Source organism: Nakamurella lactea DSM 19367 (genome assembly GCF_000426645.1).
Lineage (GTDB): Bacteria > Actinomycetota > Actinomycetes > Mycobacteriales > Nakamurellaceae > Nakamurella > Nakamurella lactea.
On sequence record NZ_AUFT01000001.1, the window covers coordinates 512357 to 524715 of the forward strand.

At 67.8% G+C, this 12359-nt stretch carries 11 protein-coding genes; 4 read left to right on the forward strand and 7 right to left on the reverse strand.

Translation table 11 applies throughout. The features are described 5' to 3' along the window. Positions 1-126: 126 nt before the first annotated feature. The 7 genes from K340_RS0102550 to K340_RS0102580 all read right to left on the reverse strand — a co-directional run bounded on the left by K340_RS0102550 (position 127) and on the right by K340_RS0102580 (position 7411). Positions 127-1152: an oligopeptide/dipeptide ABC transporter ATP-binding protein gene (locus K340_RS0102550; RefSeq protein ID WP_029135544.1), complete on the reverse strand. Its 1026-nt coding sequence runs from the start codon at positions 1150-1152 to the stop codon at positions 127-129. Next, positions 1149-2369, reverse strand: a complete 1221-nt coding sequence (locus K340_RS27005; protein ID WP_084613939.1) for an ABC transporter ATP-binding protein — start codon at positions 2367-2369, stop codon at positions 1149-1151. Before K340_RS27005 ends, K340_RS0102550 begins: the two co-directional genes overlap by 4 nt. Then, positions 2366-3463, reverse strand: a complete 1098-nt coding sequence (locus tag K340_RS0102560; RefSeq protein ID WP_051264960.1) for an ABC transporter permease — start codon at positions 3461-3463, stop codon at positions 2366-2368. The genes K340_RS27005 and K340_RS0102560 overlap by 4 nt, the downstream gene beginning before the upstream one ends. Then, on the reverse strand, positions 3460-4437 hold the full coding sequence (locus K340_RS0102565; RefSeq protein ID WP_029135546.1) for an ABC transporter permease: 978 nt from the start codon (positions 4435-4437) through the stop codon (positions 3460-3462). The genes K340_RS0102560 and K340_RS0102565 overlap by 4 nt, the downstream gene beginning before the upstream one ends. A gap of 3 nt (positions 4438-4440) precedes the next feature. Continuing rightward, entirely contained in the window at positions 4441-4722 is a 282-nt protein-coding gene (locus tag K340_RS0102570) for a family 1 glycosylhydrolase (RefSeq protein ID WP_029135547.1), read from the reverse strand. Positions 4723-4914: 192 nt separating this feature from the next. Further along, on the reverse strand, positions 4915-5907 hold the full coding sequence (locus tag K340_RS0102575; protein ID WP_029135548.1) for a LacI family DNA-binding transcriptional regulator: 993 nt from the start codon (positions 5905-5907) through the stop codon (positions 4915-4917). 223 nt (positions 5908-6130) lie between these two features. Next, entirely contained in the window at positions 6131-7411 is a 1281-nt protein-coding gene (locus tag K340_RS0102580; protein WP_161632040.1) for a low temperature requirement protein A, read from the reverse strand. Positions 7412-7549: 138 nt separating this feature from the next. On the opposite strand from K340_RS0102580, the gene K340_RS27010 reads away from it, so the two are divergent. The 4 genes from K340_RS27010 to nagZ all read left to right on the forward strand — a co-directional run bounded on the left by K340_RS27010 (position 7550) and on the right by nagZ (position 12357). Then, positions 7550-8992: an extracellular solute-binding protein gene (locus K340_RS27010; protein WP_051264851.1), complete on the forward strand. Its 1443-nt coding sequence runs from the start codon at positions 7550-7552 to the stop codon at positions 8990-8992. Between the two features lie 111 nt (positions 8993-9103). Further along, positions 9104-9979 carry a carbohydrate ABC transporter permease gene (locus K340_RS0102590; protein WP_051264853.1) on the forward strand — a complete coding sequence of 292 codons (876 nt, stop codon included), beginning with the start codon at positions 9104-9106 and terminating at the stop codon, positions 9977-9979. A gap of 96 nt (positions 9980-10075) precedes the next feature. After that, positions 10076-10891, forward strand: a complete 816-nt coding sequence (locus tag K340_RS0102595) for a carbohydrate ABC transporter permease (protein WP_211229224.1) — start codon at positions 10076-10078, stop codon at positions 10889-10891. Then, the gene (gene nagZ, locus K340_RS0102600) at positions 10888-12357 is read left to right on the forward strand and encodes a beta-N-acetylhexosaminidase (RefSeq protein ID WP_029135552.1); all 1470 of its coding nucleotides are present in this window, start codon (positions 10888-10890) and stop codon (positions 12355-12357) included. Before K340_RS0102595 ends, nagZ begins: the two co-directional genes overlap by 4 nt. Positions 12358-12359 lie beyond the last annotated feature (2 nt).

A 12359-nucleotide genomic window follows, 5' to 3' on the forward strand; every position in this document is an offset into this window, starting at 1 on the left:
TCCAGAACTCGTGGTGTCGTAGAACCCGGGCCGTCCCGGGTGTCGGACCCCGAACCTCCGGCGGCACCGGCGGAGGTCGTTCGGCCGCGATCGGGCACGGTCCACGGATCCACTCCGGGATGCGTCTCATCCGAGTGCCCCCGACTGCGCCTCGACCTGCTCCGGGCTGTGTAGCCAGCAGGCGACGTGGTGATCGGCGGCGACGTCGAAAGATGGTGGCGCCTGCTGGGAACAGACCGCCATCGCGAAGGGGCAACGGGGGTGGAACCGACATCCGCTCGGCGGCGACACCAGCGACGGCGGCGCCCCGGAATCGCCCAGCCAGGTCTTTGTCGCCGTCTCCGGATCCGGCGCGGCGCTGAGCAGCAGTTTGGTGTACGGATGCTGCGGCGCGTTGGCGATCAGATCGGCCGGCCCGACTTCAACGACCTTCCCCGCATACATCACCATGATCGTGTCGGCGAGGTACCGGGCAGACGCGATGTCGTGTGTCACATAGACAATGGCCAGTTGGTCACGGTCCCGCAGATCCGCCAACAGGTTCAGCACGCCGAGCCGGATCGACACGTCGAGCATCGACACCGGCTCGTCGGCGATCAATACCTCTGGCTCGACCGCAAGGGCCCTGGCGATCGACACCCGCTGCCGCTGCCCGCCCGACAGCTCATGCGGGTATTTGTCGATGAATTGCTCGGCCGGCTCCAACGCCACCCGCCGGAGCAGGCCGAGCACGCTCTCCTGCAGATCGTCACCGGCCTTGTGGTGAATCTGTAACGGTCGGCTCAGGATGTATCTGACCGTGTGCGCCGGGTTCAGCGAGGCGAACGGATCCTGCAACACCAGCTGCACGGCGCTGCGATAGTCCTTGGTCGCCGCCGCCCGCGGGTCGATCTCCTCGCCCTTGAAGTACAACCGGCCGGACGTCAGCTTGTGCGTCCTGGCCAACATTCGGGTGAGGGTGGACTTGCCGGAACCGCTCTCACCGACCACCGCAGTCACCGTTCCGGGCCGCAGCGCCAACGAGATGTTCTCGGCGGCGTGGACCGTGCCCCGACGGAACCGGCCGGCTCTGACCCGGAAGTGCTTGCTGATGTCCACCGCTTCCAGCACCGCGGTCGGTTCCGGCCCGCTCCGCTCGTTGCCGGCACTCATGACGGATCCCTTCGCTGGATTTCCGGCCGGCCGGCGCGACCTGCGGTGTCGCGGGAGACCGGTCGGGCCACGTCCGGATCCGCCCGGGGCGGTGTCGCGCCCAGTTCCAGCGGCACCGGGCCGGTGCCGTCGTGGCGCCAGCACTGCACCTCGCGCGGGCCGGACTCGTCGGTGATCGTCAGCAGCGGTGGCTCTTCGCTACGGCAACGGTCGAGAGCAAAGCCGCAGCGCGGGTGGAACGGGCAGCCGGCAGGAACGTCCCGCAGGTCCGGCGGTGATCCCTCGATGCCGGACATCACCTGCCGCTCGCCGTGCAACGACGGGAACGATCTGGTCAGCCCGTAGGTGTACGGGTGTCGAGGTGCCCGGAACAGCGCCTTGGCCGGCGCCTTCTCCACCAGCCGACCGGCGTACATCACCGCGATCGTGTCGGCGATCTCGATCAGCAACGACAGGTCGTGGGTGATGAACAGCACGCTGAAGCCCAGCCGCTGCCGCAGCTCCATCAGTTCTTCCAGGATCTCCCGCTGGATCACCACATCCAGCGCGGTCGTCGGCTCGTCCATGATCAGCAGGCTCGGCCGCAGAGCCAGCGCGAGCGCGATCATCACCCGCTGCCGCATGCCACCGGACAGTTCGTGCGGATAGCTGGACAGTCGGTCCTGGCTGATCCCCACCAGGTCGAGCAGTTCGATCGCCCTGGCCCGGCGTCGGCGACCCGACATCGAAGCCTCGTGCGCCTTGAGCACGTCGTCGATCAACGTGCCGATTCGCAGCACCGGATTCAGTGCGTGCAAAGCGCTCTGGAAGACGACGGCGATCTGCGACCAACGAACCGCGTGGATCACTCGGGGATCCGGGCTGAGCAGATCGATCGTGCGTGGGCGCACCGTGCCGGGAGCGCCTGTCGGCCCGTCGGCCGGCTGCTGGAAGCTGCCCTTCGGCCATTGGTAGAAGCGAACCTCACCGGCGGTGATCACCCCCGGGTCACGCAACAGTCTCGTCACCGCATAGGCCAGGGTGGATTTACCGCTGCCGCTCTCACCCGCCAGCCCGATCACCTCGCCACGATGAATGGTCAGATCCACATCGTCGACCGCGTGCACCGGTTGATCGCCGAGCCCGTAGTCGACGCTGAGCCCGCGGATCTCCAGCAGCGTCTCGGCAGGCGCCGGCGTCGTTGCGGCAGGCGACGCCTGGCGCTCGGCGATGCTCATCTGCCCTCCCCTGAGGTCGCGGGCGCGGCCGAAGGGACGGTGCGTCGGCCGATTGCCCGGGCGGAGTCGTGTCGCACAACCGGAGTGAATCCCAGTTGTGGTCGCAATTTCACCCCGAAGGCCTTGCGTGCCTGACGCCCGCCGTCGGCCACCCTCAGCCTGGGATTGATGTACTCGTCAACGCCGAAGTTGATCAGCGCCAAACTCGTTCCGAGCAGCGCGATGGCGATGCCGGGCGGGATGTACCACCACCAGAACCCCGACTGCACAGCGGAACTGGAGGTCGCGTCGAACAACATGGTCCCCCAGTTGTAGTCCGCCCCCGCGCTCACTACGGTGAGGAAGCCGAGGCCGACGTAGGTGCCGATGGCATAGATCGTGGTGAACAGGAACGAGGAAGCGATCACCGCGGTCAGGTTCGGCATGATCTCGGCACGAATGATCCGCCAGGTGCTCTCGCCGCTGATCTTGGCGGCTTCGACGAAGTCGCGGCTGCGGATCGAGAGTGCCTGGGCGCGGAGGACTCTCGCTCCCCAGGCCCAACCGGTCAGCGCGATGATCACGCTCACCACCACCGGGTTCCCGGTCCGATCCGGACCGAGGAAGGCACCGATGGCGATCAATAGCGGCAACGCCGGGATCACCAGAAAGATATTGGCCAGCATGGAGAGCACTTCGTCGACCAGACCTCCGATATAACCGGCCGCGATACCGATCACCACTGCCAGCAGGGTCGCCAGCGCGCCGGCGAGCAGCGCCACGATCATCGTCGGTCGAGTGCCGGCGAGCAGCTGGGAGAAGATGTCCCCACCGATGGTCGTCTGCCCCAGCCAGTGCAGACTGCCCGGCTGTTGCGAGGGCGCGGTCGACCCTGGCAGCGGCGGCCCTTCGAGCGGTCCGAGCGCGGACGGGTCGTGCGGGGCGATGATCGGGCCGATGATGGCCAGCAGCACAAAGATGCCCAGCAGCACCAGGCCGACCAGCATCTTCTTCGAGCGTCCGAGCCGCAGCCGACGTCCGGCTCCCTTACCGGCCGGCGGGATCGCCCCCACGGCCGGGTCCGCGGCGATGTCGATGGTTGCCACGATGGTCAGGCCTCCCTTCTGGTGCGCGGATCGAGCGCGACGTACAACAGGTCGGCCAGGAAGTTGGCGGCGAGCACGACCAGAGTGATCACCAGGAAGATGCCCTGGACCAAGGTGTAGTCCAGGCTCTTCACCGCGCTGAGCAGAATGAAGCCGATGCCCGGGTAGGAGAAGACGATCTCGGTGAGCACCGAGCCGCCGACGACGAAACTCAGCGCCATCGCAAAGCTGGACACCTGCGGCAGTATCGCGTTGCGCGCCGCGTACCACATGACTCGGCGACGTGGCAGACCGGCGGCCTCGGCGAGCAGCACGTAGTCCTCGTCGCGCACCGTCACCACCATGTTGCGCATGCCGATGATCCACCCGGCGAGCGAGGCGATGACGATCGTCGCCGCCGGCAGGATCCCGTGGTACACGGCATCTTTGATGAACGCCCAGTTCCAGCCGATGGTGCTGTTGAGATAGTCGTAGCCATTGATCGCCGGGAACCAGCCCAGATGGACGGAGAAGATCAGCACCAGCAGGGTGGCCAGGAAGAAGTACGGCATCGCCTGCAGGAAGGTGGTGACCGGTAGCAGCGACTCGAGCCAGCCACCGCGCCGCCAGGCGGCGAGCATGCCGATCGCGGTGCCCAGCACGAAGCTGATCACGGTGGCGATGCCGACCAGGACCACCGTCCAGAAGAAGTGCTCGGCGATCACCTTCGTCACCGGCACGTTGCCCATGCTCATCGAGTAGCCGAGGTCGCCGTGCAGGATCATCCCCCAGAAGTGCAGGTACTGTCCCCACAGGCCTTGCCCGGTGCCGACCCCGTACTGCAGTTCGAGAGCCTGGATCGCCTGCGGCGGAGCGCTTTTCATCTGAGCGAGAGCGGTCAGCACCGGGTCACCGGGCACCATCCGCGGGATGAAGAAGTCAAGGGTGACGGCAGCGACCGCTGCCACCAGGTAGAAGACGACACGACGCAGGAAGATGCGCACCCCTCACCGCCTCCCGTCGTGGCATCGGAGCCGACGCCGCGGGCTCACGCCGTCAGCTGTCCACTGCACGCCCGGTGCTCCGACGATCTCGGTGGACGTGCCATCGGTGGTGGTGATCGCACCCGACTTCGCCGTGGTCCCCGTTGTGCGCCGCGCCGGCCGGCGACAGAGCGTGTCCGAGATCGACGGGCCCGCGACCGTGGCCATCGTGGGCGCTTTTCCGATCTGGTACGCCGAGGTGGCAACACTCCAGATGAAGTCACCGGGAAACACCTTCGTGGTCATCCTTGACGACGTCCTTTCGACTTCCTGGACGGACAGTAACGGTTGGAGCGCCGCACCATCGCAATTCGGGCCTCTCGACAGTGGCGACGGGATGCCTTGCGCCACTGTGTTTTTGCCTAATGCAAATCGTTATCCAATTGTCTCCCAGGGCGAAAGGTTGACCCGGACACAGCCGGATCCACCGATCGAACACTAGGAGGATTCGCGAATGATCAGGGTTGTGGGAATGACATGACGACTGTGCGGAACCGTAGTGCCATTGACGAAAGACATCAACATCTGCGCCGCTGCTTCGCCCATTTCACGCAGCGGCTGATGCACGGAGCTGAGCGTGGGAACGGTCACCTCCGCCAGCGGAACATCGTCGAATCCGACAACAGCGACGTCATCGGGGATCCGGCGACCGGCGGCCAGCAGCGCACGGATGGCACCGGCTGCCGACAGATCGTTGTGGGCGAACACCGCGTCGAACGGCAATCGGTCGGCCACCACCTGCTCGACCGCCCGTACCCCGCCGGCCAGGGTGAACTCGCCGTCCAGGACCAGTTCCGGCTCGACCGACAGACCCTCGCCGGTGTACACGTCAGCGAAGCCCTGCAGCCGTTCGACGGTGCAACCGAACTGCTCCGACCCGCGGATCACCAGCGGCCGGCGGCGGCCGGACCCGAACAGATGGCGCGCGGCCGACGCGGCCCCGGCGTAGTTGGTGGTGGCCACCGAGGGAAAGCCCGGTTGCCTGGCCCGGTCGTCGATCATCACCACTGGCAGTCCGTTGGCGTGCAGTCCGGCGATGTAGTCCGTGGTTCCCTCGGGTTCGATCACCACCAGACCGTCGAACGAACGCGCCGACACCTGGGAAGCGAACCTGCGCATCGACGCGTCGCCCTGGTTGCAGGTGAAGAGCATGACGCCGCGGCCGGCGGCCTCGACCGCATCGATCACGCCCTGCAGCATTTCGCCCATCCACGGCCAGGTCAGCGACGGGATCAACACTCCGACCACGTCGGTGCGACCGCGAGCCAGGCCCACGGCGCCCGAACTCGGCACATACCCGAGTTCCTCGATCACCTGCCGCACCCGGCTGGCGGTCACCTGGTCGAGCTCACCCTTGCTGTTGAGCACCCTGGACACCGTGGTCTTGCTGACCCCGGCGCGAGCGGCGACATCGGCGATGGTGATCCGCATCAGCCCTGCCCTCCCGGCGTCGATGGCGAGTGAGTCCGAATCCGTTCCCGGTTTCGCGTGCCGGGCTACCCCTGAGTCCCGGCCCCGGTGTCAGGTTGTGGTGCCGACCCGGCCCCGGAAGCGGTTCCGGAACCGGTTCCGGGGCCAGTTTGGTCGCCTCTTGGCCCGCCGTCAATCACGAACCGGTAACGATCGGGACATCCGCGTGTGCCGGTCGGCGGCCTCACCCGACCGTCAGCGCCGACGCTCCGAGCCGCCGCCTGCGCAGCAGTTGGCCGTAGCCGACCTGCCACAGCACCGGCACCAGTAGCAACCAGCCGACGGCCGCAACGGGCAGTCGCGGGGCCAGCAGGCCGATCACCACTGCGGCCAGCGAGCTCGGCACCGCCCAGCCGAGAAGCCAAGCAAGGCTGGCGTTTCCGGCGATTCCGCAGACGGCGCCGACGGCGAAGTGCAATGCCAGCCCGCCGCCAAGCACCCAACCGATCACCGTCGGCAGCGACTCGCTGCTGTGCACCAATCCGCCGAGGCCGGCCGCCACCCCGACCAGTCCCAGGGTCGACAGCAGGTGCAGCGGCAGGCCGAATCTGGGCGGCAGATCGGCGAAGGTGGTGTGCGGGGCGCCGGCGAAGCCGTAGACGAAGGTCAACCACCACAGGCCGATCAGCAGTACGAAGCCGGTGATCGCGGCGGTGTCGAAGGTGTTGGTCCACTCCTCGGTCGCCGCCGCGAGTACCAATTGGGTCACCGACTCGCCGAGCACGATGATCACGAACAGGCCCAGTCGTTCGTCCAGGTGCGACCGATCGACATCGACGGCCACGAACTCCGCGGGTCGCTCACCGATTCCCCGTTGCGGCTCGCCGATCCCCCGCCGCGGCCCCCGATCCCGTCGTCGGCCCCGATCCCGCCGCTGGCCCCGATCCCGCCGGTCGCGCCGCTGCCGCTGCGCCCGCTCGGTGGCTGCCTCCACTGCCTGGTCGGCGTCCAGGCCGCCGCGCAGCAGGACCAGCAGCAGTTCCAGCACCAGGCCGGCCGCCCACAGGTAGTACTTGCCGGGAGCGTGTACCCAGAACGAGACGATCCACGGCGCGGAGGCTCCGCTGGTCTGCAGCAGCGGCCAGGAGGCCAGCACCCGCCCGGTCCGCATCGCGTTGCCGGACACGATGCCGCGCAAGGCAAGTACGGCGAACAGGAAGAGGTTGGCCCGCTGCGGATGATGCAGCGGCACGGTCGCGACCATCACCGCGATCAAGAACATCGCGATCACCAGCACCCTGGTTCTGGTCCGCTCGCCGGCGACGTTCGTGTACATCACCACCAGCACCCAGCTCAGCCAGATCGTCCCGTACATCAACGCCAGCAGGCCCACGGCGCCCAGACTCGGGTCCGTCAGGAGTCCTTCGGTCAGCACTGCGACCGCGGCCACCACGACCAGGTCGAAGAAGAGTTCTAGCCAGTTCACCGACTCCGGTCGATGGCTGTCAACAGGCCTGTCCGTCACCGCCGGAAGTATCCCCGCCCGGAGCCTTCCGTGCATCCGCGCCGCGACGGGTCTTGACCTGTGGGCTCCGACGGTATCTGATAGGACAACTTCCCTAACAATTAACGCCGAACCCGCCCATCGATGCAAGGAGAAGCCATGAGAACCCCGCACCGCCTCCGCGCCGTCACCGCCGCCCTGTCGGTCGCCGCGCTGTTGACCGCCGGCGCCTGTTCGTCGGATTCCGGCACTGCCGGGACGTCGACACCGTCGGCCGCCGGCGCCTCGCCGGCTGCCGCGCAGTCGTCCGCCGGCGACCCGACGAGTGAAGAATCCTCGACGGCCGCCGCCGATCCGACGACATCGGCCGGCGACTCGTCCGCCGCTCCCCCCGCAACGTCGGCCGCCGCGCCCGTCAAGGACGTGACGCTGACCGTGTGGATGCAAGGCGACACCTTGAAGGACATCGACATCACGGCCCTCAACAAGGAGTTCCAGGCCGCCCATCCCGGGGTCACCGTTGATCTGCAGGAGCAGACCTGGGGCGAGTACACCACCAAGGTCACCACTGGCCTGGCCGATACCTCCGGCGGTGCACCGGATGTGCTGGAGCTGGGCAATACGCAGGTCGCCCAGTTCGCCGGCGCTGGTGCGCTGCTGGAGTTGAGCGCCGACGACTTCGACAACTCGAAGACCTGGCTACAAGGGCTGAAGGAGTCGGCCACCTACGACGACAAGCTGGTGGCGGTGCCGTACTACGCCGGGGTTCGGGTCGGCATCTATCGCACCGATCTCGCCGAGCAGGCCGGCATCAAGACGCCGTTCAACTCGCTGGACGAGTTGGAATCGGCCGGCGCGAAGCTGCTGGCCGCCCATGGCGATGACGGCTCGTATTCCGGGTTGTACTTCCCGAGCCAGTACTGGTACGAGGGCATCTCGTTCATCTGGGACGCCGGCGGCGAGATCGCCGTGCAGCAGAGCGACGGCAGCTGGAAGGGCGCGCTCGACTCCCCCGAGTCGAAGGCGGGGCTGGCCAGGCTGAAGAAGCTGGTGGACGCCACCTCCCGCGGCGGGGAGGGTCAGAACGAGGCCGACGACGCACTGGTGATGGCGCAGGAGCAGGCGGCCATGTTCATCGACGCGTCCTGGAAGCCGGGCGTGGTCACCGCCAAGGAGGACGGCAACCCGAAGCTCGAGGGGAAGGTCGGCATCTTCGTGGTTCCGGGTAGCAAACCTGGGACGGTCATGCCGCAGTTCCTCGGCGGGTCAGACATCGCTATCAATGCCAAGACGCCGAACGCCGACCTGGCCAAGGCCTACACCAAGCTGCTGACCGGCCAGAAGTACCAGCAGGTGTTGGCGGGCAAGGGATACATCGCCAACTCGACCTCGTTCAAGCCGAAGGCAGGCGACGCCACCGCCGCCATCGTGGTGAAGGCCGCATCCACCGGCCGATTCGTCCCGAACTCGAAGAACTGGACCAAGGTCGAGGACGGGCAGGTGCTGCAGAACATGTTCGACGCGGTGCTCACCGGCTCCAAGTCGATCGACGATGCGACGGCCGAAGCCAGTGCGGACGTCACCAAACTGCTCAACGGCTGACCGCACCCGATGACCACCACCACCTCAGCCGACCTCGCACCCGGGGGCCGCCGTGGCCCCCGGGGCGGTCCCGGCGGCCCCCGGGGCGGTCCGCGCTGGACGCCCTACGCCATGGTCGCACCGCTGATCACGGTGCTCGCGCTGGTCCTGCTGGTACCGCTGGTCCGGCTGATCATGGTCTCGGGACAGGAGTACGGGCTCGACCAGCTGATCGGCGGCAAGCCGGTCCGTTGGGTCGGCCTGGACAACTTCGTGAAAGTCCTGACGTCCCAGGACTTCTACGACGCGCTCTGGCGAACGGTGAAGTTCGTGGTGGTCTCGGTCGCCCTGACGATCGGTCTCGGGCTGGCCCTTGCCCACCTGCTGGCCAAGGTCTCCGCGCCGGTCCGGGTGTTCCTGCTGCTGTCGCTGGTCACCGTCTGGGCAATGCCGCCGATCATCGCGATGCCGATCTGGCGGTGGCTGATCGACCAGCGGTTCGGCGTGCTGAACTACGGCCTGTACAAGGCCGGGCTGCTCCCGACCCGGACCTTCAACTGGTTCGCCGAGCCGTTCACCGGCTGGATGGTGATCACCGCCATCGTGGTGTGGGGCGCGCTGCCCTTCGTGGTGATCAGCCTGCATGCGGCGATGACGGCGGTGTCCGCCGATCATGTCGAGGCGGCCCGACTGGACGGTGCCGGGGCGTGGCGGGTCTTCACCGCCGTGACCCTGCCGGCCATTCGCTCCACCCTGCTGATCGTCACCACGCTCTCGATCATCTGGAACTACCGGGTGTTCGCCCAGATCTGGCTGTTGCGCGACATCGGGGCGAACAAGGATTCGTACTACACCCTTGGCATCTGGTCGTACGTGGAATCGTTTTCCAACAAGGACTTCGGGTACGGAGCTGCCATCGCACTGGTCAGCGTTGTGCTGCTGGCGGCGCTGTCTGCGGTGGCGGTGCGGCACGTGCTGCGCAGCGCCGCCGACGAGAACGGGAGCTGACCGATGGCGATCTCCACCGCGCCGGATCCGGTGCGCATTCCGACGGCGTCCACCCCCGGGCGTCCGCCGCGTCAGCGCCGTCGTTTGGGTCGAACGGTGCGCCGATCCGGATGGAATCTGCTGGGCGTGCTGGTCGGTCTGGTGATGATCTTCCCGGTGTACTGGATGGTCTCCAGTTCGTTCAAGACCGGGATCAACCTGCGTCGGGTGACGCCGCAGTGGTTCCCGTCGCCGTTCACCTTCGACTCCTATGCCCGGGCCTTCGCCCAGCCGCGGTTCCTCGGCAGTCTGCTGAACAGCGTGCTGGTGGTGACGGGTGCCGCACTCGCCGCATTGGTGATCGGCTTCCTGGCCGCGCTGGCGCTGGCGCGGATGAACTTTCGCGGCCGGGGCGCGCTGGTGATCCTGGTGATCGCCATCCAGATGGTGCCGATCGAGGGCCTGATCATCCCGATGTACCTGATGCTCAACAAAGCCGGGCTGACGGATTCCGCCTTTGGCCTCATCCTTGCCTACCTCTCGTTCGTGCTGCCGTTCACCGTCTGGATGCTGCGCGGCTTCATCGCCGCGGTGCCCAAGGACCTCGAGGAGGCGGCCATGGTCGACGGCTGCAGCCGGGGCCAGGCGTTCCGCCGGATCATCCTGCCGCTGGCCGCGCCCGGGTTGGTCGCCACCACGGTGTTCGCGGTGATCCAGGCCTGGAACGAGTACCTGTTCGCCTACGTCCTGCTGAAGAAGAACGACAAGCAGACCATCACCGTGTGGCTGGACACCTTCATCACCACCAAGGGCGTCGACTGGGGGGCGCTGATGGCCGCCTCCACCCTGGTCGCGCTGCCGATCGTGGTGTTGTTCGCCCTGATCCAGCGCAAGGTGGCCGCCGGCATCACCGCCGGCGCGGTGAAGGGATGACGACGACCCGGTTGCCGCGCGATCTCGTCGCAGCGGCCGAGTCGGTCCTGCTGCCCTGTTTCGACGGCACCACCGCGCCGGACTGGGTGCGCCGCAGGCTGTCCGAGTCGCTCGGTGGCGTGTGCCTGTTCGCGAGGAACGTACGGGACGACGAACAGGTGCGGGAGCTGACCCTGTCGCTGCGCGCCGAGCGGGACGAATTGGTGGTGGCCATCGATGAGGAGGCCGGCGATGTCACCCGGCTGGACGCGCCGACCGGTTCGCCGTACCCCGGGGCGGCAACGCTCGGCCGGCTGGACGAGCCACAGCTGACCCGTTCCGTCGGCTACCTGGTCGGCCGACGGCTGTCCGCGGCCGGCGTGACGTTGAACTTCGCCCCGTGTGCCGATGTGGCCTCGGACCCGGCGAACCCCGTGATCGGGACCCGTTCGTACGGACCGGATCCGGTGTTGGTCGCACGCCACACCGCCGCCTATATCCAAGGACAGCAGGCGGCCGGGGTGGCCGCCTGTGCCAAGCATTTCCCCGGTCACGGCGCGACCGACACCGACAGCCACCTGGACGTCGCGACCTTGGCCGGCGACCTGGAGTTGTTCAGGGCCGGCGATCTGCTGCCGTTCGCGGCAGCGATCGGGGCCGGGGTGGCCGCGGTGATGTCCGGCCATCTTCTGGTGCCGGCCGTCGACCATCGCCCGGCGACCGTCTCCCCCCGGTGGCTCACCGAGATCCTGCGCGGGGAGATGGGTTTCGACGGGGTGATCGTCAGTGACGCGTTGGAGATGCGCGCGATCTCCGGGCCGGACGGCGCCTCCGGAATCCCCGACGGCGCGGTGGCGGCGCTGGCCGCCGGCGCCGATCTGCTGTGTCTGGGCGGCCGGCCGCACAGCGCGGAGTTGTTGGATGCGATCACCACCGCGGTCATCGACGCGGTGCACGAGGGCCGGCTCGCCGAGCAGCGACTGTTCGACGCCGCTGCGCGAGTCCGTACGCTGAGCACGACGCCGCCGGCCGCGCCGGCAGCAACCCCGGCCGCGGTGAACCTGTCCGCCGCCGCCCGGCGGGCACTGCAGATCGCCGGGCCGCTTCCGCAGTGGTCGGAACCGGTTCTGGTGCTGCGCTGCGAGGGCACCCCGAACATCGCCGTCGGCGACATCCCGTGGGGGCCAGTGAGTATCGGAGCCGCGGTGGACGAACGTGAGTATGGTCCGGACAGCCGGCCGCCGGAGGCGGACCTGCGCAGCGCCGGCACCGTTATCGTGCTGACCAGGGACCGGCACCGGCATCGCTGGATGCGGGACTTGCTGGCCACCGTCCGGACGGTCCGGCCGGACGCGGTGCTGCTGGAACTGGGACTTACCGGGGTCGAGGCGGCCCTTGCTCCGGCGGTTGCCGGCTACGGGGCGACCATGGTCAACACACGGGCGGCGCTCGATGCGCTGGGTGCGCCGGTCGACGGGTCACAATGACC